This is a genomic window from Pseudomonas sp. WS 5411, from assembly GCF_012985595.1.
GTDB classification, from domain to species: Bacteria; Pseudomonadota; Gammaproteobacteria; order Pseudomonadales; family Pseudomonadaceae; genus Aquipseudomonas; species Aquipseudomonas shahriarae.
In genome coordinates this window covers 125,904-149,631 of the sequence record NZ_JAARMC010000004.1, presented here as the reverse complement: position 1 = coordinate 149,631, position 23,728 = coordinate 125,904, and the positions used below count along the sequence as shown (strand labels likewise).

At 60.8% G+C, this 23,728-nt stretch carries 18 protein-coding genes; 16 read left to right on the top strand and 2 right to left on the bottom strand.

The features are described 5' to 3' along the window. Positions 1-525: 525 nt before the first annotated feature. The 3 genes from HBR93_RS09890 to HBR93_RS09880 all read left to right on the top strand — a co-directional run bounded on the left by HBR93_RS09890 (position 526) and on the right by HBR93_RS09880 (position 4,335). On the top strand, positions 526-1,800 hold the full coding sequence (locus HBR93_RS09890; RefSeq protein ID WP_169960209.1) for a hypothetical protein: 1,275 nt from the start codon (positions 526-528) through the stop codon (positions 1,798-1,800). A gap of 91 nt (positions 1,801-1,891) precedes the next feature. Continuing rightward, complete coding sequence (locus tag HBR93_RS09885; protein WP_233092153.1) at positions 1,892-2,845, top strand: hypothetical protein; 954 nt, start codon at positions 1,892-1,894, stop codon at positions 2,843-2,845. Between the two features lie 182 nt (positions 2,846-3,027). Continuing rightward, positions 3,028-4,335 carry a hypothetical protein gene (locus HBR93_RS09880; RefSeq protein ID WP_262377277.1) on the top strand — a complete coding sequence of 436 codons (1,308 nt, stop codon included), beginning with the start codon at positions 3,028-3,030 and terminating at the stop codon, positions 4,333-4,335. 41 nt (positions 4,336-4,376) lie between these two features. Here HBR93_RS09880 and HBR93_RS09875 read toward each other — a convergent pair whose 3' ends face one another. After that, on the bottom strand, positions 4,377-7,655 hold the full coding sequence (locus tag HBR93_RS09875) for an EAL domain-containing protein (protein WP_057960181.1): 3,279 nt from the start codon (positions 7,653-7,655) through the stop codon (positions 4,377-4,379). Positions 7,656-7,718: 63 nt separating this feature from the next. Continuing rightward, positions 7,719-8,609: a LysR family transcriptional regulator gene (locus tag HBR93_RS09870; protein ID WP_057438603.1), complete on the bottom strand. Its 891-nt coding sequence runs from the start codon at positions 8,607-8,609 to the stop codon at positions 7,719-7,721. A 146-nt stretch (positions 8,610-8,755) separates the two neighbouring features. Between HBR93_RS09870 and leuC the strand changes: the two genes are divergently transcribed. From leuC to HBR93_RS09805, 13 genes are all read left to right on the top strand, one after another. Continuing rightward, positions 8,756-10,174 (top strand): 3-isopropylmalate dehydratase large subunit, encoded by a 1,419-nt coding sequence (gene leuC / locus HBR93_RS09865; protein ID WP_169960207.1) that lies wholly within the window; start codon positions 8,756-8,758, stop codon positions 10,172-10,174. Between the two features lie 10 nt (positions 10,175-10,184). Beyond that, entirely contained in the window at positions 10,185-10,829 is a 645-nt protein-coding gene (leuD, locus tag HBR93_RS09860) for a 3-isopropylmalate dehydratase small subunit (protein WP_057438605.1), read from the top strand. Positions 10,830-10,975: 146 nt separating this feature from the next. Next, positions 10,976-11,740 carry a class I SAM-dependent methyltransferase gene (locus HBR93_RS09855; RefSeq protein ID WP_057960179.1) on the top strand — a complete coding sequence of 255 codons (765 nt, stop codon included), beginning with the start codon at positions 10,976-10,978 and terminating at the stop codon, positions 11,738-11,740. Between the two features lie 53 nt (positions 11,741-11,793). After that, a complete protein-coding gene (gene leuB, locus HBR93_RS09850) occupies positions 11,794-12,876 on the top strand; it encodes a 3-isopropylmalate dehydrogenase (protein WP_057438607.1) in 1,083 nt (360 codons plus the stop codon). A gap of 64 nt (positions 12,877-12,940) precedes the next feature. Beyond that, positions 12,941-14,053 (top strand): aspartate-semialdehyde dehydrogenase, encoded by a 1,113-nt coding sequence (gene asd / locus HBR93_RS09845; protein WP_057444111.1) that lies wholly within the window; start codon positions 12,941-12,943, stop codon positions 14,051-14,053. 235 nt (positions 14,054-14,288) lie between these two features. Continuing rightward, entirely contained in the window at positions 14,289-15,299 is a 1,011-nt protein-coding gene (locus tag HBR93_RS09840) for an aspartate-semialdehyde dehydrogenase (RefSeq protein WP_057960178.1), read from the top strand. 162 nt (positions 15,300-15,461) lie between these two features. Continuing rightward, positions 15,462-18,014 carry a FimV family protein gene (locus HBR93_RS09835; protein WP_169960206.1) on the top strand — a complete coding sequence of 851 codons (2,553 nt, stop codon included), beginning with the start codon at positions 15,462-15,464 and terminating at the stop codon, positions 18,012-18,014. 238 nt (positions 18,015-18,252) lie between these two features. After that, complete coding sequence (gene truA / locus HBR93_RS09830; RefSeq protein WP_057438609.1) at positions 18,253-19,077, top strand: tRNA pseudouridine(38-40) synthase TruA; 825 nt, start codon at positions 18,253-18,255, stop codon at positions 19,075-19,077. 64 nt (positions 19,078-19,141) lie between these two features. Beyond that, positions 19,142-19,774, top strand: a complete 633-nt coding sequence (locus tag HBR93_RS09825; RefSeq protein ID WP_057438610.1) for a phosphoribosylanthranilate isomerase — start codon at positions 19,142-19,144, stop codon at positions 19,772-19,774. A gap of 244 nt (positions 19,775-20,018) precedes the next feature. Beyond that, positions 20,019-20,939, top strand: a complete 921-nt coding sequence (gene accD, locus HBR93_RS09820; protein ID WP_038442050.1) for an acetyl-CoA carboxylase, carboxyltransferase subunit beta — start codon at positions 20,019-20,021, stop codon at positions 20,937-20,939. Beyond that, positions 20,936-22,243, top strand: coding sequence for a bifunctional tetrahydrofolate synthase/dihydrofolate synthase (folC, locus tag HBR93_RS09815; RefSeq protein ID WP_057438611.1), 1,308 nt, complete (start codon positions 20,936-20,938; stop codon positions 22,241-22,243). The genes accD and folC overlap by 4 nt, the downstream gene beginning before the upstream one ends. Further along, the gene (locus HBR93_RS09810) at positions 22,227-22,892 is read left to right on the top strand and encodes an SPOR domain-containing protein (protein ID WP_057438612.1); all 666 of its coding nucleotides are present in this window, start codon (positions 22,227-22,229) and stop codon (positions 22,890-22,892) included. The genes folC and HBR93_RS09810 overlap by 17 nt, the downstream gene beginning before the upstream one ends. Before the next feature lie 249 nt (positions 22,893-23,141). Then, positions 23,142-23,699: a CvpA family protein gene (locus HBR93_RS09805; RefSeq protein ID WP_057438613.1), complete on the top strand. Its 558-nt coding sequence runs from the start codon at positions 23,142-23,144 to the stop codon at positions 23,697-23,699. Positions 23,700-23,728: the final 29 nt, after the last annotated feature.

The window sequence follows — 23,728 nt, the reverse complement described above, 5'->3', positions numbered from 1 at the left end:
GGCGCCCTTTTTTTGTTTAAGGCGCTAAGGCGGGAGTAAGTGATTTAACCAGTAGCGCTACGGTTGTTGTTTAGTTGAAAAGTGCCGATTGGTTTTTTGTACTAGTGAGTGTGTGTAACTTGTTTTTAGTTTTGCCCAGGTTTGGAAGGTGTGAAGCGGATTGTGTTTTTTGGTTTTACTGTGCGTGACCACTGTATTTTTCGCGCGGGAAATATCACGGGCCGTTCTGTGAAAGATTGAGGAATCATGACGTTTTTTTTCATCGAGGCAGTTTATTAACGGGTATGACGTTGTTTTCCCCAGGAAAAGCGCTGGGAAGCTGATTTTCTGCAGAAGTCCATAGGTAAAAGTCTGAAGTTCTCTATTAGTGTCCTTATGTTTTCAGGGATTTCTGGAACCCGAACGCTTTTTGCTCCACGAAATCATGGACTTTGATTCGGTTGCTACCGTTTCAAGTCATCAGTAAATCGTGTTCGTTATGGGTATTTGAATGCCCTGGTGCTTTTATGAAAAGAGGGATGACTAATGTCTTATCTATCTGTTAATAATCCTCCGAGCGTTAATGTCGGTAATCATCAGCTTGATCGGGCCGCGCCGGTAGTTGCTCAGGTTGGAAGTGTTGACGCAAGTAAGCCGCTGGGGGCTAAGCCGAGTGTTTTGCCAGATTATAACCGTACCGTTGCGAATGGGCGGGAAAGTACAGTCGTCAGTACCGACGCACTTTCAAAACTGCTTGATATGTTTGAACTTCTTTTTAAGGCGATGCGAGATGTGCTGTCTGGCAAAAAACACTCTCCTGATGTTTTGCCGACAATGGACAAGCCGACTGAAGTGAAATCCCAGCCTGGGGATAAACCGGCCCTCCCAGGCAAGGAATTGAAAGCACCGATTGACGCGGGTAAGCCGGTAATTTCAGGCAAAGACTTAAAAAACCAGCTCGATAGGGACAAACCGGCCGAGAAGAAGCCGCAAGCCGAGAGCCAGCCGGCGGTTCCGGGCAAGGACACCAAAGTGCTGCTCGAGACGGACAAACAGGCCGAGAAGAAGCCGCAAGCCGAGAGCCAGCCGGCGGTTCCGGGCAAGGACACCAAAGTGCTGCTCGAGACGGACAAACAGGCCGAGAAGAAGCCGCAAGCCGAAAGCCAGCCGGCGGTTCCGGGCAAGGACACCAAAGTGCCGCTCGAGACGGACAAGCAGGCCGAGAAGAAGCCGCAAGCCGAGAGCCAGCCGGCGGTTCCGGGCAAGGACGCCAAAGTGCTGGTCGAGGCGGACAAGCAGGCCGAGAGCAAACCCGTAATCCCGGGCAAGCAACCCGCAGTGTCGCCGGATATCAAGGTCTTGCCCCGGGTTCCAGATACAGACTCCAAAGTGTCCTCCGACTCAGTGGTGCGGGTGAACGTCAATATCAACAACTGCCATTGCCCGGCGGACGCTCATTCGGCGATTGACGTTCGTACGAAGTCTGGTTCGGTACCTGCGTCGCTGGTACCCGTGATCACGACGAATGTGACACCCGAGTTGGAGCCCCAGCGGCCCGTGCCCATGATCAGCAGTCGTGTGAAACCCGGCGTGGTCCCCCAACCGGCGCCGCCAGTGGTCGATAGTCGCGTGAAGTCTGGCCCGGAACCCAGGGTGGTAGTACCCCAGACCGACGCCCGTGTAGAACCTGATGCCTTGCCACTGCCAACCCCAGCAGTACAGCCGGACAAGCCGTTGCCAGGGACTGACCTGACCTCCCCGGGCCCAGACTGCGGTCCGGATGAAATGGGTTGGGCTACGGCCCTCTCTCGTCGGCCCTAGTACCTCTTCAGAGCCTGTAAACCTTTAAATTCAACCAGTTGCTTCTCCGGTCAGTGACCGGCCGGAGGGGCACTTAGTGGGGGTCAGAATCATGTCCGTGTTAAACGTTAACAGCGCTGTACACCTCATGTGTGATTGTTCGGGACGGCAGGGGGAGGCGTTTCATGGCGCCACCCAGAGGCCCTCGATACAGCGTTTGGGGGGCAGCACGGCTTCCCGTCAGCACTCGGTAAATAACTACTTCAAGCGGGCGACGGGTGAGTTGAAGAAGCCTGCGGTGGACTTGCAGGCCATTATTTCGATGTTCAGCGCTTTCTTGAGCCAGCTTTCAGCATTGCTGTCAGGCCGTAACGAACAAGACACCGTAAAGGTTGTTCCCGAGCCGGTCAGACCAGAGGTCAAGCCAACACCGGTAGTGCCAGAACCGGAGACGGCACCTACACCTCTTCCTGACCTATCGAGTAAGCGCAATGGGGCCAAGTGTGACGATATCTGGGGCGGTTTCCGCCAAGGGCCAGATGGCAATTGCGTGACTGTTTCGGCGATCAAGGCAGCCATGCATAAGTTTGGGCAAAGCCCTACCGATGTTTATAAACGCGTTCGTAAAACCGCCCAGGGCTATGAGGTCACAATGCGAGATGGCTATTACTTGACCGTGAGCCACCAAGAGTTGAAGCAGGCGGCTGCAGGGGCACGGTTTTTTGGACGAGACAAAGGCGCACTCAAGGATGCTGAGTTCATGTTTGCTTGCAGTGTCAAGCGTGCGCATTTGGATAATAACGATGGCAGGGCTGCGAGAAGTTTTAGCGCGGCGATACGCAGTCTCAATAATGGCGAAGATGAAAATGGTCCCGGTGAAGGTTTTCAGCGGCTGGGCTTAATACATTATATGAAACGTGTCCCTGTAAGCGCCCTGGCCCGGGGGCAGGTAGGGATGGTCAATCGGGCCATGCATTCGGTTGCAGTGATTGATGGTCGGGAGGAGTTGTGGGGCCGAAAAGGCAGGGCGCCAACGTACGGGGATGCAGTGGCGCTGATCGGTTGAGTGAAGTTGTAGAGGGGGCTGTCGAGTAAGCTTTAAAAATAAGAGTCGTTGTAGTTATCCTGCGCAGGTTTTTGTTATTCGTTTTTCTGGCTTTTCAATATCTGGCATTTGTTGTTTTTTAACAATGCGTTTTTGTCGTGTCTTTAATATTGTTGTGGGTAGGGGGTGTCATGAATATAAGTATGTTTAATCCGTTATTTACTGATGGTTATAGGGCAGCTCTTGAGCCGGCCAATAGTTTTTCCTCAGGTGAGTTGTCGACGAAACGGGGCAAGAAACCCGATGATATCTTGAATGCTTTTACCGCCACCCCGCGTGGTTTTGGTGAGTGCTTTGATAGCAGCACCCATGCGGCGGTTATTAAAATGATGATGATGACATTTGGTCAAAACCCACGGGATATGTTTGAGGAAGTGAAAGTCGCGGGGGATGGTTATGACATCACGATGAAAGATGAGTTTAAGGTGCATATTTCCAAAGAGGAACTAAAACTGACGGCGAAGGCATCGCGATTTGCTGGCAATGACAGTTCGGCCATTGCCGATGCCAATGTTGTGCTGGCGGCGTTTGCCAAGCGTAAACAACAAACTGGGGAATATGGCAGTTTCGAGCAGACCTTACGCAAGAGCCTTGAAGGCGAAACCACGCAGAACTGCCTGCGGGGCATGGGAATGATTGGTTTTGCCCAGTTTGTGCCCACTACTGATATGGCCGCCAGCGGCGCGTTGGGTGTGGTGGAGACACATAATTTTGGCTCGGCCTTTGTCATGGATAACACCCAGCATAACTACGGACACAAGCAAAGAGTTGATCGAAGTTACGGGTATATGTTGTTCAATGACACGCAGGCGCCGGAGGCATCGCCCGCAAGTCTCGAGACAGGTGCGCTGAAGTTATCCCGTGCGCCCGTGGGTGTCCCCCCCGCTGATATCTGGAGTGGCTTTTATCAAGGGGTAGAAGGCAACTGTGTCACCGTATCAGCGATCAAGGCGGCGATGATGAGGTTTGGGCAACGCCCGCAAGACATCTTTAAAAAGGTCACGGTCACCGCTGAAGGCTATGAAGTGGTCATGAGAGATTCTTATAAGTTGACCCTGACCCATGATGAGCTGAGAAAGGCCCAGGCAGCCTCCAACTTGAAGGGCACCAATCCGTCATTGCTGGCCGATGCCAATTTCTTGTACGCCGCGAGTGCCAAACGGGCGCAGTGGGAGAACAACGACGGCCGTGCTCGTCAGAGTTTTGAGATGGCCATGGAAACCCTGAACGACGGTGAGTATCCGGGAGCGGCGCTGCGCAGGCTTGGGCTGTCGGCCTATGTCCGTGAAAGCACGGTAAAAGAACTGATAAATGGGGCGATTGGCACCCTGGCCAACTCCCACCACTCGGTGGTGGTCATTGGCGGAATGCTGGATATGTATGGGCAAAAGTGCAATTTGGTCCAATCGCAATGGCAGGACTACTTCCTGCGTGCGTTGAAGTTGGTGTAAGGCAAATGCAGGGCTGAGGGTATTTGGCACTCTCCCTGCGCTTACCTCAATAGCAGAGTAAATGCCTCCAGGGGCAATGGCCGGCTGTGCAAATAGCCTTGATACAAATGGCAGCCCAGGCCTTGCAGGAACGCCAGTTGCTCAGGGGTTTCCACACCTTCGGCAATCACCTCCAGGTTCAGGCTGCGCGCCATGGCCACGATCGCGCGGATGATCTCGGCGTCGTTGGGGTCGTGGGTGGCGTCGCGCACAAATGACTGATCGATTTTCAACGCATCGACCGGCAGGCGCTTGAGGTAGGTCAAGGATGAATAACCGGTGCCGAAATCGTCCATGGCAAAGCTGACCCCGAGCTTTTTCAGGCGGCGCATTTTGCTGATGGTGTCGTCCAGATTCTGAATCACAATGCCTTCGGTGATTTCCAGTTTCAGCAAGCTGAACGGCAAGTGATGCTGCGTCAGGCTGCGCTCCACCCGTTCGACAAAGTCGTTCTGGCGAAACTGCCGGGGGCTGATATTCACGCACAGGCTGAAGCCTTCCGGCTCCACCAGGCCTTCGGCGATCAGGCGGGCAAACGCGGCGCAGGCTTCGTCGAGGATCCAGGTGCCGACCTCAAGGATCAGTCCGCTGTCCTCCAGAACCTTGATGAACTCTGTGGGTGACTGTGCGCCCAGTTGCGGATGCTGCCAGCGCACCAGGGCCTCGGCGCCGACAATGCGATTGTCCCGGGCATCCACCTGGGGCTGGTAATGCACACTGAACTCGCCCCGTGATAACGCCAGGCGCAGATCCGTCTCCATGCGCAGGCGCTCGCTGGCAGTGCGTTGCATGCTGTTATGGAACATCTGCGTGGTGTTGCGCCCCGAGTCCTTGGCCCGATACAGGGCGATATCCGCGCGCTTGAGGAGGTCCGCCGGCGTCGAGCCGTGATCGGGGATCAGCGCCACGCCGATACTGGGGGTGACCTGCAAGCGCTGACCATCGAGAAACATCGGCTCGGACAGCAACTCGCGCAGGGTGTTGGACAGCAATTGCACCTGTTTACTGACCTCAGTTCGCGAACCCTCCAGGCCGCTGAGCAGCACCACGAATTCATCGCCGCCCAGGCGCGCCACCGTGTCCTCCATGCGCACGCTGGCTTCCAGGCGCGCGGTGACGATTTTCAGCACGGTGTCGCCCACCGGGTGGCCGAGGGAATCGTTGATGTGCTTGAAGTGATCCAGGTCCAGAAACAGCAGCGCGCCCCGCAGGTTGTGGCGTTTGAGCAAGGCGATCTGCTGGCTCAGGCGGTCCATCAGCAGGGCGCGGTTGGGCAGGTTGGTCAGGGGGTCGTGATAAGCCAGGTGACGGATCTGCGCCTGCGCACTTTTCAGCAGGCTCACATCCCGTGCGGTCAGCAGCAGGCACGGCGTTTCATTGAGGGTAATCGGCTCGACCGACACCTCCACCGCCAGCAACTCGCCGCGTTTGTTGTGCCAGAGCATGTCCATGTGATGGATGCGGCCTTTGACCTGTAATTCGGCCAATAGCGTGGTGCGCTGGTTTTCGTCGGCCCAGATACCGATCTGGTAGAGGGTCAGGCCGATCGCTTCCTCGGCGCGGTAGCCGGTCAGGCGGCAGAAACCATCATTGACCTCCACGTAGCGCCCAGTGTCGCGCTCGGTAATGGACACGGCGTCGGGGCTGGAATGGAAGGCCTTGGCGAACTTTTCTTCGCTGGCCTTGAGCGCCGCCTCCGAGCGCTGTTGCTGGGTGATATCGCGCAGGGTGGTGACCACGCAGCGCTGGTGGCCGACCTTGATCAACCGGCTGGAAATCATGCAGGTCAGGCGCTGGCCATTTTTGTGATGGACGATGATGGCCACATTGTTCAGCGCCTGTTCGCGAATCACTTGCTCGATGCGCTGCAGGCGTTGGGTCGGCTCATCCCACAAGCCGATCTGCTCGGCGGTGTGGTTGATGACTTCGGCGGCGCTCCAGCCAAAGGTCTGGGTAAAGCTGGGGTTGATCTCAACGAATTCGCCGCTGGCCAGAGTGGTCACGCAAATCGGGTCGGGGCTGGCGAGGAACAGGCTGGCGAACTTTTCTTCGGAGGCGCTCAGGCGCTGTTCACGTTCGACCTGGTCGGTGATATCCAGCAAGGTGCCCGCCATGCGCAGCGGCGCGCCCTGGGCGTCGCGATACAGGCGGGCGCGGCTTTCCAGGTAGCGCGAGCTGCCGTCTCCCAGTTGCACGCGGTAGGTCAACTGGTAGTTGCCGGCTGGCCCTTCACGCAGGGTGCGATAGGCATCGCGCATGCTGGCGCGCTCTTCATCGGGCATGCCTTCAAAAAAAGCATCGAAGGACTCATGGAACGGGTGCGGATCCAGGCCGTGCAACTGTGCGGCCCGCGCCGAGCCATAAAGCATGCCGCTGGGGATATGCCAGTCCCAGGTGCCCAGTTGGGCCGAGTCCAGGGCCAGGTCCAGGCGCTCCTGACTGTCCTTGAGGGCCTGCTCGGCGTTCTTGCGCTCGGTGGTGTCGAGGAAGGTGCTGATGAGGTAGGCCTGGCCGTCGAGTTCGACCTTTTGCGCACTGAGGGTGCCGTCATGGATTTGCCCATTGCTGGCGCGAAATTGCACCTCCATGGTGATCGGTTCGCCTTTGCGCTGGGTCGCCCTGACCAACAGGGCCCGTTGCTCGGGGTGGACCCACAGCCCCAGGTCGAGGGTGGTGCGACCAATGGCATCGTTGACCGGCCAGCCGAACAGGCTTTCGAAATACTGGTTGGCCTCGCTGATCAGGCCGTCTTCCTGGCGGGTCAGCAGGACCATGTTCGGGCACAGGTGGAACAGCGTGGCGAAGCGTTTTTCCGAGTGGCCCAGGGCATGTTCGCGCTCGCGCTGCTGGGTGGTTTCACGGATCACCCCGATCATCCGGCGGCGCCCCGAGGCATCCGGCTGCAGGCTGCCGTTGATTTCCAGCCAGTGCAGGCTGCCGTCCGGCCACTGGATGCGGTGATGCATGGCTTGCTCGAAGGGCGCGCCGGCCAGGACCGCGTGAAACGCGCGGATCACGCGGCCGCGGTCTTCGGCGGCCAGCAAGTCGAGGTAGTCCAGGTCCTTGGGCAACGGCTGCCGGGGGTCGAAACCGAACAGCGCCTGGGTGCCGCGCGACCAACTGATGCGCCCGCAGTCGATATCCCAGCTCCAGGCACCGAGCCGTGCGGCATTGAGCGCCGCCAACAGCTGCGGGGCATTTTCCCAGCTTTGTTCCGCCTGCTGGGGGTCCAGGGCGTGGATGCGGGGCAGCGGCGGCACGGGATCGACGGGGTTGGGCATTATCAAGGGGCCTTGGCTCGATGGGCATTCGGCGCGGGAACAGGGTCTACAGGCCGCACGGCCTCATGCCGGCGTCGCGGCCGGATCAACCTGTGCATCCAATAGGCTCATGAAAGCCCGCGCAGCGTTCGACAGCGTCCTTTCGGTGTGCACGATATAGCCTAGCTGGCGACTGAGCTGTATGCCCGGTAAAGCGATACTGGCCACTTGATCATCAAGCATGGTGCGCGGCAACACACTCCAGGCCAGGCCGATGGAGACCATCATCTTGATGGTTTCCAGGTAGTTAGTGCTCATGGCGATGTTCGGCGTCAGGCCCTGGGCCTCGAACAGGCGGTGCACGATATGGTGGGTAAAGGTGTTGCCGCCGGGGAATACCGCTGGGTGCCGGGCAATGTCGGTCAGGCTGATGGTGCCGTTACTGGCCAGGCTGTGTTCGGGCGCCACCACGAAATCCAGGGGGTCGTCCCACACCGGGGTGGCCCGCACCAGGCTGTGGGGCTCCGGGGCCAGGGTGATGACCGCCACTTCGGCGCGGCCGTGAAGGATTTCCTCGTAGGCCACTTCCGAGTCCAGGAACTGAATATCCAGGGCCACATTCGGGTATTCCCGGGTAAAGGTGCGCAATACCGGGGGCAGGCGATGCAGGCCGATGTGATGGCTGGTCGCCAGAGTCAGGCGCCCGCTGACTTCGCCGGTCAGGTTGGTCAGGGCGCGGCGAGTGTCGTCCAGCACATTGAGGATCTGATAGGCACGGGGCAGCAGGGCGCGTCCGGCCTCTGTCAGGCCGACCTCACGGCCCAGCCGATCGAACAAGCGCACCTTCAATTGCTGCTCAAGGCCGGCAATGCGCTTGCTGATCGCCGGTTGCGTCAGGTGCAGGCGCTCTCCGGCCCCGGAGAAGCTGCCGGTTTCGGCGATGGCAATAAAGGCATTGAGGTTGGCCAGGTCCATAGTGGTATTCCAGTTGGTTATCCAAAGCATAAAAAATATGAATTTGAGTTATTTAATGTAACGCCATAGCATCAGCCTCACAAGCCAAAGGGTTATTGAATCGTTCAACGCCCAGGGCATAGAAAGACGCTGATGAGGACCGACTGATGGCCGGCAAAACGCTTTACGACAAACTCTGGGATTCCCATGAAGTGAAACGGCGCGATGATGGGTCGTCGCTGATCTACATCGACCGTCACATCATCCACGAAGTGACCTCGCCCCAAGCGTTCGAAGGCCTGCGACTGGCCGGGCGCAAGCCTTGGCGCGTCGACTCGATCATCGCCACCCCGGACCACAACGTGCCAACCACCCCGGAGCGCAAGGGCGGCATCGAAGCCATTGCCGACCAGGTCTCGCGCTTGCAGGTCCAGACTCTCGACGACTATTGCGACGAGTACGGCATCACCGAATTCAAGATGAACGACGTGCGCCAGGGCATCGTCCACGTGATCGGCCCGGAGCAGGGCGCGACCTTGCCGGGCATGACCGTGGTCTGCGGCGACTCCCACACCTCGACCCACGGTGCATTCGGTGCCCTGGCCCACGGCATTGGCACCTCCGAGGTAGAACATGTGTTCGCCACCCAGTGCCTGGTCGCCAAAAAAATGAAGAACATGCTGGTGCGCGTCGAAGGCAAGTTGCCGTTCGGTGTGACCGCCAAGGACATCGTGCTGGCCGTGATCGGCAAGATCGGTACCGCTGGCGGTAACGGGCATGCCATCGAGTTTGCCGGCAGCGCGATTCGCGACCTGTCCATCGAAGGCCGCATGACCATCTGCAACATGTCCATCGAAGCCGGTGCCCGGGTGGGCATGGTCGCGGCGGATGAAAAAACCGTGGAATACGTCAAAGGCCGACCTTTCGCACCGGCTGGCGCCGAGTGGGAGGCTGCCATCGAGGCCTGGAAAGACCTGGTGTCCGACGCCGATGCGGTGTTCGATACCGTGGTCGAGCTCGACGCGGCCCAGATCAAGCCACAGGTCAGCTGGGGCACCTCGCCGGAAATGGTCCTGGCCGTTGATCAGAACGTGCCGGACCCGGCCCAGGAAGCCGATCTGGTCAAGCGCGGCTCCATCGAGCGCGCCTTGAAGTACATGGGCTTGAAAGCCAACCAGGCGATCACCGACATCCAGTTGGACCGCGTGTTTATCGGTTCCTGCACCAACTCGCGGATCGAAGACTTGCGCGCCGCGGCGGTGATCGCCAAGGGCCGCAAAGTGGCCTCGACCATCAAGCAAGCCATTGTGGTGCCAGGTTCGGGCCTGGTGAAGGCCCAGGCTGAGGCCGAAGGGCTGGACAAGATCTTCCTCGAAGCCGGTTTTGAATGGCGTGAGCCGGGCTGCTCGATGTGCCTGGCGATGAACCCGGACCGTTTGGAGTCGGGGGAGCATTGCGCGTCCACCTCCAACCGTAACTTCGAAGGGCGTCAGGGCGCCGGTGGCCGTACCCACCTGGTCAGCCCGGCCATGGCCGCCGCCGCTGCCGTCAACGGTCGTTTCATCGACGTTCGCGAATTGATCTGAGGAATACCCGATGAGAGCTTTTACCCAACACACCGGTCTTGTCGCGCCGTTGGACCGTGCCAACGTGGACACCGACCAGATCATCCCCAAGCAGTTCTTGAAGTCGATCAAGCGCACCGGTTTCGGCCCGAACCTGTTCGATGAGTGGCGCTACCTGGACGTGGGCTACGCCTACCAGGACAACTCCAAGCGCCCGTTGAACAAGGATTTTGTGCTCAACGCCGAGCGCTATCAGGGCGCCAGCGTGTTGTTGGCCCGGGAAAACTTCGGTTGCGGCTCCAGCCGTGAACACGCGCCGTGGGCCCTGGAAGAATATGGCTTTCGCAGCATTATTGCGCCGAGCTACGCCGACATCTTCTTCAACAACAGCTTCAAGAACGGCTTGCTGCCGATCATCTTGAGCGATGCCGAAGTGGACGAGTTGTTCCAGCAAGTGGAAGCCAATGTCGGCTACCAGTTGACCGTCGACCTCGCCGCGCAGACCGTGACCCGTCCGGATGGCAAGGTGTACCACTTTGAAGTGGATGCCTTCCGCAAACACTGCCTGATCAATGGCCTGGACGATATCGGCCTGACCTTGCAGGACGGCGAGGCGATTGCCGCGTTTGAAGCCAAGCACCGGGCCAGCCAGCCTTGGTTGTTTCGTGATGCGTAATTCTATGTAGGTTGGACTGGCCCCTTCGCGAGCAAGCCCGCTCTCGCATTCGACCGAGTTCCTTCAGTTGAAATGCGCTCAAATGTGGGAGCGGGCTTGCTCGCGAAAGGGCCTGTATGAACACCACAAAAGCCAGGAACATCACCATGACCAGCACCGCCCACACCCAAGTCGTGCAAAAACAATTCGGCGAACAGGCCTCGGCCTACCTGAGCAGTGCCGTGCACGCCCAGGGCACCGAGTTCGCACTGCTGCAGGCCGAACTGGCCGGGCAGGGCGCGGCACGCCTGCTGGACCTGGGCTGTGGCGCCGGTCACGTGAGTTTCCATGTAGCACCGCTGGTCAAGGAAGTGGTGGCCTACGACCTGTCCCAGCAGATGCTCGACGTGGTCGCCGCGGCGGCCGTGGAGCGCGGCCTGGACAACATCCGCACCCTGCACGGCGCCGCCGAGCGCCTGCCATTCGCCGATGGCGAGTTCGACTTCGTGTTCAGCCGCTACTCGGCCCATCACTGGAGCGACCTCGGCCTGGCCCTGCGCGAAGTGCGCCGGGTGCTCAAGCCGGGCGGCGTGGCGGCGTTTGTCGATGTCTTGTCACCGGGCAGCCCGCTGTTGGACACTTACCTGCAAACCGTCGAAGTGCTGCGCGACACTAGCCATGTACGCGATTATTGCGCCGGCGAGTGGATGCGCCAGCTCAACGAAGCCGGCCTGCATGTGCGCAACAGCAGTCGCCAGCGCCTGCGCCTGGAATACACCTCGTGGGTCGAACGCATGCGCACCCCGCCCGTGTTGCGCGCAGCAATCCTGGCGTTGCAGCAGGCGATGGGCCAGGAAGTGCGCGATTACTATGAAATTCAAGCCGACGGCACCTTCAGCACCGACGTGCTGGTGGTGTTCGCTGAGCGCTGATTAATTTTTCCCGACCTGCCCACGGGCGGGTCGCTTGATGAAATGAGGAACTCATGAGCAAGCAGATTCTGATTCTCCCTGGCGACGGTATTGGCCCGGAAATCATGGCCGAAGCGGTCAAGGTCCTGGAATTGGCCAACAGCAAGTACAGCCTGGGCTTTGAATTGAGCCACGACGTGATCGGCGGCGCCGCCATCGACAAGCACGGCGTGCCCCTGGCCGATGAAACCCTCGACCGCGCCCGAGCTGCCGACGCTGTGCTACTCGGCGCCGTGGGCGGGCCGAAATGGGACAAGATCGAACGCGACATCCGCCCAGAACGCGGCCTGCTGAAGATCCGTGCGCAACTGGGCCTGTTCGGTAACCTGCGCCCGGCGATCCTCTATCCGCAACTGGCCGACGCGTCGAGCCTCAAGCCGGAAGTGGTGGCAGGCCTGGATATCCTGATCGTGCGTGAGCTGACCGGTGGCATCTACTTCGGCTCGCCACGGGGCGTGCGTGAGCTGGAGAATGGCGAGCGCCAGGCCTACGACACCCTGCCGTACAGCGAGAGCGAAATCCGCCGCATCGCCCGTGTCGGTTTCGACATGGCCCGTGTGCGTGGCAAGAAGGTCTGCTCGGTGGACAAGGCCAACGTCCTGGCGTCCAGCCAACTGTGGCGCGAAATCGTCGAAGAAGTGGCCAAGGATTACCCGGACGTCGAGCTGAGCCACATGTATGTGGATAACGCCGCCATGCAACTGGTGCGTGCGCCCAAGCAGTTCGACGTGATCGTCACCGACAACCTGTTTGGCGACATCCTGTCTGACCAGGCTTCGATGCTCACCGGTTCCATCGGCATGCTGCCGTCGGCGTCCCTGGACACCAACAACAAGGGCATGTACGAGCCGTGCCACGGTTCGGCGCCGGACATCGCGGGCCAGGGCATTGCCAACCCGTTGGCGACCATTTTGTCGGTGTCGATGATGTTGCGCTACAGCTTCAACCTGAGCGCAGCGGCGGATGCCATCGAGCAGGCGGTGAGCCTGGTGCTGGACCAGGGCCTGCGTACCGGCGACATCTGGTCACAGGGTTGCACCAAGGTCGGGACGCAGGAAATGGGCGATGCAGTAGTCGCCGCGCTGCGGAATCTGTAATCTCTCTGGCCCGCTTGCAGTTGTTGCTGCAAGGCGGCCCACTTTTTAACAAGGTGTAGTTGCGATGAAACGTGTAGGTCTGATCGGTTGGCGCGGTATGGTCGGTTCCGTGCTCATGCAGCGGATGCTGGAAGAGCAGGATTTCGATCTTATTGAGCCGGTGTTTTTCACCACTTCGAATGTCGGTGGCCAAGGGCCGTCCGTGGGCAAGGATATCGCCCCGCTCAAGGACGCCTACAACATTGAAGAGCTGAAGACCCTCGACGTCATTCTGACCTGCCAGGGTGGCGACTACACCAGTGAAGTCTTCCCCAAGCTGCGCGAAGCCGGCTGGCAGGGCTACTGGATCGACGCCGCGTCCAGCCTGCGTATGCAGGACGACGCGGTGATCATCCTCGACCCGGTCAACCGCAAGGTCATCGACCAGCAGCTCGACGCCGGCACCAAGAACTATGTCGGCGGCAACTGCACCGTCAGCCTGATGCTGATGGGCCTGGGTGGCCTGTTCGAAGCCGGGCTGGTGGAGTGGATGAGCGCCATGACCTATCAGGCGGCCTCCGGTGCCGGCGCGCAGAACATGCGTGAGCTGATCAAGCAGATGGGCGCGACCCACGCGGCCGTCGCCGATCAACTGGCCGACCCGGCCAGCGCGATCCTCGACATCGACCGCCGTGTGGCCGAGGCCATGCGCAGCGACGCCTACCCGACCGAGAACTTCGGCGTGCCCTTGGCCGGCAGCCTGATCCCGTGGATCGACAAGGAACTGCCGAACGGCCAGAGCCGCGAAGAGTGGAAGGCCCAGGCCGAGACCAACAAGATCCTCGGGCGCTTCAAGAACCCGATCCCGGTGGACGGTATCTGTGTGCGGATCGGCGCCATGCGCTGCCACAGCCAGGCGCTGACCATCAAGCTCAACAAAGATGTGCCGATCGCCGATATCGAAGGGCTGATCAGCCAGCACAACCCGTGGGTCAAGCTGGTGCCGAACAGCCGCGAAATCAGCATGCAGGAGCTGAGCCCGACCAAGGTCACCGGCACCCTGAATGTACCGGTGGGCCGTCTGCGCAAGCTGAACATGGGCACCCAGTACCTGGGCGCCTTCACTGTAGGTGACCAGCTGCTGTGGGGCGCGGCCGAGCCGCTGCGCCGGATGTTGCGGATCCTGCTGGAGCGTTGATCGTTTTGTGGTGTTGAAGAAACCCGCGTTCTGGTGACAGGCGCGGGTTTTTTATGCCTGATCGTTCCCACGCTCCGCGTGGGAATGCCTCCCCTGACGCTCCGCGTCACAGCCTCAGGAATGGACGCGGAGCGTCCACGGCAGCGTTCCCACGCAGAGCATGGGAACGATCATTGCCTCACTCCCCACCACCCGGTAAAGTGCCGCTCCCCCCGCAATGCCCGAGGCAGCCTCCATGACCCAGACCTTTGATATCGCCGTGATCGGCGCCACCGGTACGGTTGGCGAAACCCTGGTGCAGATCCTCGAAGAGCTGGACTTCCCGGTAGGCACCTTGCACCTGCTGGCCAGTAGCGAGTCGGCCGGCGCGTCGGTGCCGTTTCGCGGCAAAAATGTGCGGGTGCGGGAAGTCGATGAATTTGATTTCAGCAAGGTGCAACTGGCTTTCTTCGCCGCAGGCCCGGCGGTCACCTTGAGTTTCGCCCCCCGCGCCACTGCGGCGGGTTGCTCGTTGATCGATCTGTCCGGCGCCTTGCCGGCCGAACAGGCGCCCCAGGTGGTGCCGGAAGCCAATGCCCAGATGCTGGACGGTTTGAAAAAACCATTCCAGCTCGGTAGCCCAAGCCCTTGCGCCACCCATCTGGCAGTGGTCCTCGCGCCGCTGCGGGGGCTGTTGGATATCCAGCGCGTCAGCGTCACCGCTAACCTGGCGGTGTCCGCCCAGGGCCGTGAAGCCGTCAGCGAACTGGCCCGGCAAACCGCCGAGCTGCTGAATGTACGGCCCCTGGAACCCAAATTCTTTGACCGGCAGATGGCTTTCAACCTGTTGGCCCAGGTCGGCACGCCGGATGCGCAGGGCCATACTGCCCTGGAAAAGCGCCTGGTCCACGAACTGCGCGCCCTGCTTGAACTACCGTTACTGAAAATTTCCGCGACCTGCGTTCAAGCTCCGGTGTTTTTTGGCGATAGCCTGAGCGTGTCCCTGCAACTGGCGGGCGCTGTGGACCTGGGCGCAGTGAATCGCGCGTTGGAAGCGGCGCCGGGCATCGAACTGGTGGAAGAGGGCGATTACCCTACAGCCGTTGGGGATGCGGTCGGTCAGGACGTGGTCTACGTGGGGCGGGTGCGTGCCGGCATCGACGACCCGGCGGAACTAAACTTGTGGCTGACGTCAGATAACGTACGCAAAGGCGCGGCGCTTAACGCCGTGCAACTGGCACAGTTGTTGATAAAACACCTTGTGTAAAAGATACTTGGCGGCAATTTGTAGATTGATTCTAGCCAAGCGCTATGCTTGGCCCCATGCAGGAAAAGTTGCGCGTCGGTGAACTATCGGCTCGCCATGCCGAATGGCAGCGGTACCCAACCTTCTCGCCGGCCGAGGAGTGTTCAAACAAAGGATGAGGCTATGGTTCAAGTTCGCAAACTGGTGTTAGCAATAGCGGCCGCCTCGGCGCTGTCCTCCGGTATGGCGCAAGCGCTGCAACTTGGGGAGATGACCCTCAAGTCGAAGTTGAACCAGCCTCTGTCGGTGGAGATCGAGCTGCTCGACGTGGGCGGGCTGACAGCCTCCGATATCGTGCCCAGCCTCGCGTCTTCCCAGGCCTTTGTGGATGCGGGGGTCGATCGCCAGGCGTTCCTCGATGAGCTGACCTTCACCCCGGTGCTCAACCCCAGCGGTCGCAGCGTGGTTCGTGTCACCTCGAGCAAGCCATTGCCCGATTCCTATGTACGCTTCCTGTTGCAGGTGCAATGGCCGAATGGTCGGTTGATGCGTGACTACAGCGTCTTGCTGGACCCGGCCAAGTTCGAGCAAAAAGCCCCTGAGGCCAGCGCCCCGGCACCCCGTCTTGCGCCGCCTGCTGCTGCCAGTGTGACCAAGGCGGCGGAATACACCACGACTTCCCGCGACACCCTGTGGGAAATCGCCGCAAAAAATCGCAATGGCGGCTCGATCCAACAGACCATGCTGGCGATCCAGGCGTTGAACCCGGGAGCCTTTGTCGACGGCAACATCAACCGCATGAAGACCGGCCAGGTATTGCGCATGCCGGACCCGGTACAAAGCACCAGTCTGCCGCAGCCCGAGGCGATCGCCGAAGTGACCGCGCAGAATGCGGCCTGGCGCCAGGGGCGCCGTGGCGCTAACAATCAGGCAGCGGGGCGCCAGCAACTGGATGCGACCAAACGCACCCAGGCCGGCGCAGCGCCGTCGCAGACGGCAGCGAAGGACAACCTGAGCCTGGTCTCGGCCGAAGCCGCCAAGGCGGGCGTCAAGGGCGCGGCGGGTGATAGCAAGGCTTTGAACAACAAGCTGGCGGTGACCCAGGAAAGCCTGGATTCGACCCGCCGCGAAAATGAAGAACTGAAAAGCCGCATGACTGACCTGCAAAGTCAGTTGGACAAACTGCAGCGGCTGATTGAGTTGAAAAACAACCAACTGGCCAAGTTGCAGGCTGAAGGCGGCGCCCCGGCGCAGCCGGCTGTAATCCCTGCCGAACTGGCTGCGGCGCCGACCGCGCCTGCTGCCCCTGCTCCGGCTGCCGAAGCGCCGGTGGTCGCGCCAGTGGAAACCCCGGCTGAGCCTGCGCCAGTGGCCAGCACCGAAGGCAAGTTCAATGACCTGCTGACCAACCCTATCGTCCTCGGGGTGATCGGTGGTGCCGCCGGCCTCCTGGTGTTGTTGCTCCTGCTGCTATGGGCGCGCCATCGCAATGCGCGCCTGGAAGAGGAAAAACACCTGCGCATGGCGCGGGCGCTGGCCGAAGAGCCGGAATTTTCCTCGAATATTGAGCAGGACCTGTCTCTGGACAGTTTCGAGGGCCTTGAAGTCCCGGCGGCAAGCGTCAAGCTGGCTCCAGCTCCAGCTCCAGCTCCAGCTCCGGTTGCCGTGGCGCCGGTGCCTGCCCCGGCGACCAGCATGGCGCCGCCAAGCAAACTGATCATCGAACCCGGTTCCTCCGATGCCCTGGCCCAGGCCCAGTCCCATCTGGACCGTGGTCACTTGAACCAGGCGGCGGCCGTGCTGGAAGAGGCGATCAAGCTGGAGCCCGCGCGCAGTGACCTGCGCCTCAAGATCCTGGAAGTCTACGGCCAGCAGGGCGACAAGGACGGTTTCGTGACCCAGGAGCGCCAGTTGGTCGCCAATGGCGAGAACCACGCCCAGGTCGAGCTGTTGAAAAATCGCTACCCGGCCATGGCCGTGCTCGCGGCGGGCGTCAGTGCTGCGGTCGCCGCCGCCGCGCTTGATGCGCAGTACGTCAAGGATCTGCTCCAGGAAGAACCGGCGCCTGCTCCCGCGCCTGAAACCGATGCTTTCGACAATGATTTCGACCTGAGCCTGGATGACCTGGAAGCCGCGTCGCCGGCAGTGGTCGCGCCGGAGCCCGAGGTCGATGACCTGAGCTTTGAGTCGGTGCTGCAGCAGCAAACCGAGGCCAAGGCCAGCCCGGACGATCTGTCCGACTTTGACCTCGACTTGCAGCTGGATGCGCCAGCCTCCCAGTCCGACGATGACTTCCTCTCGGGCCTGGAAGAAGAGATGAAGGACCTGCCGCCGGTCGAGCCGCCCACCCTGACGCCAGCTGCGCTGGATGACTTTGACCTGCCGGAAGACTTCGACCTGTCCCTGGCCGACGAGCCTGCATCATCGAGCAAGCCGGACGCATTCGCCTCGGAGCTTGACGACGTCAACGCCGAGCTGGAACGTCTGTCGCAGAGCCTGGAAAGCCCGTCGATCGAACCGAGCTTCACCGCTGAAGATGCGGCAAAGGGCGACGATGAGCCGGAATTCGACTTCCTGTCGGGTACCGACGAAGTTGCCACCAAACTCGACCTGGCCCAGGCCTACATCGACATGGGCGATGAGGGCGGTGCGCGTGACATCCTGGCCGAAGTCCTCACTGAGGGTGACGACGGCCAGCGTAGCGAAGCCAAGGAAATGCTCAGCCGCCTGGTGTGATTACCGGCAATTAACGCAGCGGCGGCCTTCGGGTCGCCGTTTTGCATTTAAATGGGGGAGTCGGGCTTGCCCGCGATAGAGGCGACTCGGTCCGTCAGTAAAAACGAGGCGCGGCTATCGCAGGCAAGCCAGCGCCCACAAAATGCCCCAGGCCCAGGCCTGGCACTTTATAATGGCCGCCTTTGCGCAACTATCAGGCTCTCAGCTCTTGGCAAATATAGATAACGCGGCCGCCGAAATGGCGGCCGCCGGCTTTTTCAGAATCGCCCTGGGCGTGGAATACAAAGGCTCGCGCTATCGCGGCTGGCAGCGCCAGGCCTCTGGCGTGCCGACCGTGCAGGAAACCCTGGAGAAGGCCCTGTCGAAGGTCGCCGACTCGCCGGTTTCATTGATGTGCGCCGGGCGCACCGACGCGGGCGTACATGCCTGCGGGCAAGTGGTGCATTTTGACACCCAGGCCGAGCGCTCGATGAAGGCGTGGGTCATGGGCGCCAATATCAATCTGCCCCACGATGTCAGCGTCAGTTGGGCCAAGGTTATGCCGGCGCACTTCCATGCGCGGTTCAAGGCGATTGCCCGGCGTTACCGCTATGTGATCTACAACGATCAGATCCGTCCGGCGCACTTGAACGAAGAGATCACCTGGAACCACCGTCCGCTGGACGCCGAGCGCATGGCTGAAGCGGCCCAGCATTTGGTGGGGATCCACGATTTCAGCGCCTTTCGCGCCGGCCAGTGCCAGGCCAAGTCGCCGATCAAGGAAGTCCACCACCTGCGGGTGACCCGTCACGGCAAGATGATTGTCCTGGATATCCGCGCCGGGGCGTTCCTGCACCATATGGTGCGCAATATCGCCGGGGTGCTGATGACCATCGGCACCGGCGAGCGCCCGGTGGAGTGGGCCAGGGAGGTGCTGGAGAGCCGGGTGCGGCGTACCGGCGGGGTCACGGCGCACCCGTTCGGCCTGTACCTGGTGGAGGTGGAGTACCGCGACGAGTTCGAGCTGCCGCAGCGTTTCATCGGGCCACACTTCCTCACTGGTTTCACTGAACTTGGCGGCTGACGCCCGGAAAAGCATTTGTTACCATCCGGGACTTTCCTGGACAGCCCCCTGAGGTTCCGACGATATGTCAGGCGTTCGCAGCAAGATTTGCGGGATTACCCGCATGGAAGACGCGCTGGCGGCAGTCGAGGCGGGGGCTGACGCCATTGGCTTTGTGTTTTATGCCAAGAGCCCGCGGGCGGTAACGGTGCAGCAGGCCCGGGCGATCATTGCCGGCTTGCCGCCGTTCGTGACCACTGTGGGGCTGTTCGTCAACGCCAGCGCCTGCGAGCTCAATGAAACCCTGGATGCGGTGCCCCTGGACCTGTTGCAGTTCCATGGCGACGAAACCCCGGAGGAGTGCGCCGGCTACCATCGCCCGTATATCAAGGCGCTGCGGGTCAAGGCCGGGGACGATATCGCCGCCAGTTGTGCCGCCTACGCCGGGGCCAGCGGGATTTTGCTCGATGCCTATGTCGAGGGCATTCCTGGCGGTACCGGCGAGGCCTTCGATTGGTCGCTGATCCCACAGGGCTTGAGCAAGCCGATCATCCTGGCGGGTGGCTTGTGCGCTGACAATGTGGCGCAGGCCATTGCTCAGGTTCGCCCGTATGCCGTCGACGTCAGTGGCGGGGTGGAGCAGGCCAAGGGCATCAAGGACTCTGGCAAGATTCACGCATTCATGCAGGCAGTGCGCAGCAGCAGTGGCGCGATGTGACGGCTGGCAGTCTGCCGCCGTCAGTAACTACCACTGTGTAAAACAGGCCGGCGTTGCCCTCGGGCGGCGCCAATGAAGTGGCAACCACGCACTGGCGGGTTGTCTGGAAGGCTGAGGGCAGGTGCAGGAAATGGCTGGTCGAACGTCTGACCCCGTCCTGCAGTTGTTATCGCCACATCAATGAATTTAGCTCAAGGGCATACGCGGGGCTGTGTTCAAGCCACCGGTACTGGAGAAAGAAAGCATGAGCAACTGGTTAGTAGACAAACTGATCCCCTCGATCATGCGTTCCGAGGTGAAGAAAAGCTCGGTCCCTGAAGGTCTGTGGCACAAGTGCCCCTCCTGCGACGCGGTGTTGTACCGCCCGGAGCTGGAAAAGACCCTGGACGTTTGCCCCAAGTGCAATCACCACATGCGTATCGGCGCCCGCGCCCGTATCGACATTTTCCTCGACGCCGATGGCCGTGCCGAGCTGGGCGCTGACCTGGAGCCGGTGGACCGCCTCAAGTTCCGCGACGGCAAGAAGTACAAGGACCGCCTGACCGCTGCGCAAAAGCAGACGGGCGAGAAAGACGCGCTGATCTCCGTCAGCGGCAAGCTGCTGGGTATGCCAGTGGTGGTGTCGGCGTTTGAGTTCTCCTTCATGGGTGGCTCGATGGGCGCCATTGTCGGTGAGCGTTTTGTACGCGCCGCCAACTACGCCCTGGAAAACCGTTGCCCGATGATCTGCTTCGCCGCCTCCGGTGGTGCGCGGATGCAGGAAGCGCTGATTTCGCTGATGCAAATGGCCAAGACCTCTGCGGTACTGGCGCGTCTGCGTGAAGAAGGCATCCCGTTCATCTCGGTCCTGACCGACCCGGTCTACGGCGGCGTTTCCGCCAGCCTGGCGATGCTGGGCGACGTGATTGTCGGCGAGCCCAAGGCGCTGATCGGCTTTGCCGGCCCACGCGTGATCGAGCAGACCGTACGTGAAAAACTGCCGGAAGGCTTCCAGCGCAGCGAGTTCCTGCTGGAGCACGGCGCCATCGACATGATCATTGCCCGTTCCGAGCTGCGTCCACGCCTGGGCAACCTGCTGGCACAGATGATGGGTTTGCCGACCCCGGTGTACGTCGCGCCTAAGGTCGAGCCCATCGTTGTGCCGCCGGTGCCTGCAAACTTATGACCCAACGAACCCTGGGCGAATGGCTCGCCTACCTCGAGCAGTTGCATCCGTCAGCCATCGACATGGGGCTGGAGCGCTCGCAACAGGTAGCGGCCCGCCTTGGGTTGGGGCGGCCGGCGCCACGGGTGATCACGGTCACTGGCACCAATGGCAAGGGGTCTACCTGCGCTTTCGTCGCCGCGTTGCTGCAGGCCCAGGGCTTGAAGGTGGGCGTCTACAGCTCGCCGCACTTGCTGCGTTACAACGAGCGTGTGCAGCTCAATGGCGTCGAAGCCACTGACGAGCAGTTATGCGAAGCCTTTGCGGCGCTGGATGCCGGACGTGGCGAAACCTCCCTGACCTATTTCGAGATGGGCACCCTGGCCGCGTTCTGGCTGTTCGAGCGTGAACAACTGGATGCGGTGGTGCTGGAAGTCGGTCTGGGCGGTCGTCTGGATACCGTCAATGTGGTGGATGCCGACCTCGCATTGGTGACCAGCATTGGCGTGGATCATGCTGACTACCTGGGCGATACCCGCGAATCCGTGGCCTATGAAAAGGCCGGGATCTTCCGCCAGGGCAAGCCGGCGCTGTGCGGTGATGTGGACCCGCCCCATACCTTGCTGGATAAGGTGCGCGAGCTGGATTGCCCGTTTTTCCTGCGGGGCCGGGACTTCGGCCTGGAAGTGGCAGGCGATCGCTGGTCGTGGCACGGGGTCGATGCGCGGGGCCAGGGTGTCGAGCTGCACGACCTGCCGCTGCTGAACCTGCCCATGGAAAACGCCGCGCTCGCCCTGCAGGCCTACCTGTTGCTGGATCTGCCGTGGAATGCCGGGCAGATTGCCGATACCTTGCAGCGTACGCAGGTGGTCGGGCGCCTGGATCGTCGCTCGTTCGAGTGGCAAGGCAAGCGCTTGAACCTGTTGCTGGATGTTGGGCATAACCCCCATGCTGCGCAGTACCTGGCGCGTCGTTTGTCGCTCCAGGCGCCGGCGGGTCGGCGTCTGGCGGTGTTCGGCCTGCTGGCGGACAAGGATCTGGACGGTGTGGTCGCGCCTTTGCTGGGCAGTGTGCAGTCCTGGGCCGTCGCCCCGCTGGATACGCCGCGCACCCGTACCGCGGATGATGTGCAGGCGGTGTTGCAGAACCTTGGCGCGACGGTGACGTCCCATGCAAGCGTAACCGCTGCATTGGAGGCTCAATGCGCGGTGGCAACGGCCGAGGACGAGATTCTGTTGTTCGGATCATTTTATTGTGTTGCCGAGGCGCTTGAGTGGTTGGCCCGGCGCTCCACGGAGGAAGCTGCACATGGCATTACTGGATAGCGCATACAAGCAGCGAATGGTCGGAGCCCTGGTGCTGGTGGCATTAGCGGTGATTTTCCTGCCGATGCTGTTTTCTCGCCAGGATGAGCAGCGTCAGGTTACGGTCGAAGCACCGGCGGCGCCCCAGGCGCCGGTGATGCCGCAGGTCCAGGTCGAGCCGGTAGTGGTGCCTGAGCCGCAGGCGCTGCCCGAGGAAGAACCGGTGCCGACCGATGCGGAAATTGCCGAACAGCAAGCACCTTCGGCGCCGATCCAGCCGAGTGTGCCGGTGGTAAAACCTGCTCCTGCGCCTGCGCCTGTGGTCGCCGCCAAGCCGGCTGCACCTGCTCCTGCGCCGAAACCGGTCGCACCGCAGCCCGCAGCCCCGGGCAAGCCTGATGTGGGGCAAAGCCGTATTGATCCGAATGGCCTGCCGATCAGTTGGTCGGTGCAACTCGCCAGCCTGTCCAATCGCGAAAGCGCCGAAGCCTTGCAGAAAACCCTGCGCAGCCAGGGTTATAACGCGTATATCCGAACTGCCAATGGCAAGAATCGGGTATTTGTCGGTCCGCTGATCGAGCGTGCCGAGGCTGACCGCCTGCGGGACTTGCTGGGTCGCCAGCAGAACCTGAAGGGCTTTGTGGTGCGCTTCCAGCCAGAGCGCGGCTGAAACATCCAAATGTGTATGCAGGCTTGCGTGGGAGCGGGCTTGCCCGCGATGACGGTGGGCCAGTCGATTGTTTAGTTGACTGGCACGCCGCTATCGCGGGCAAGCCCGCTCCCACATTCGTTTTTGCCTGACTTGAGATGGCCATGGCTTGCCACAACCCATTGATTTGCAATGGACTGCCAAACACCGCTTACCGATAGCCCAGCGCTCTGCTAAAATGCGCCGCCTTATCCGTCTGTAGGCTGCACTGTGCCATTTACCTGGGTTGATTGGGCGATCGTAGCCATCATCGCCATCTCCGCATTGATCAGTCTAAGCCGCGGCTTCGTCAAAGAAGCATTGTCGCTGCTGACCTGGATCGTTGCAGGAGTCGTCGCCTGGATGTTCGGCGGATCCCTGGCCGTTTATCTGGCCGGTTATATCGAAACACCTTCGGCTCGCGTCATCGCGGGCTGCGCCATCATGTTCATCGCCACGCTGCTGGTGGGAGCAATGGTCAATTATCTTATCGGCGAATTGATACGTGTCACCGGCCTCTCCGGGACCGATCGATTTCTCGGCATGGCCTTCGGTGCCGCGCGTGGCGCGTTGCTGGTGGTCGTTGCGGTCGGGCTGTTGAGCCTGGGTCCGGTACAGCAGGATGCATGGTGGCAGGAGTCGAGTCTCGTGCCAAAATTTCTATTGGTTGCAGATTGGTCCAAGAACCTCATATTGGGGTGGAGCAGTCAGTGGCTGGCCAGCGGTATCAGCGTACCCGCTGATCTTCCGTTCAAGGAACATCTCTTGCCCGGCAACGCGCCGCAGTAAGTAGTGTTCAGTCAAGATTCATTAAGTAG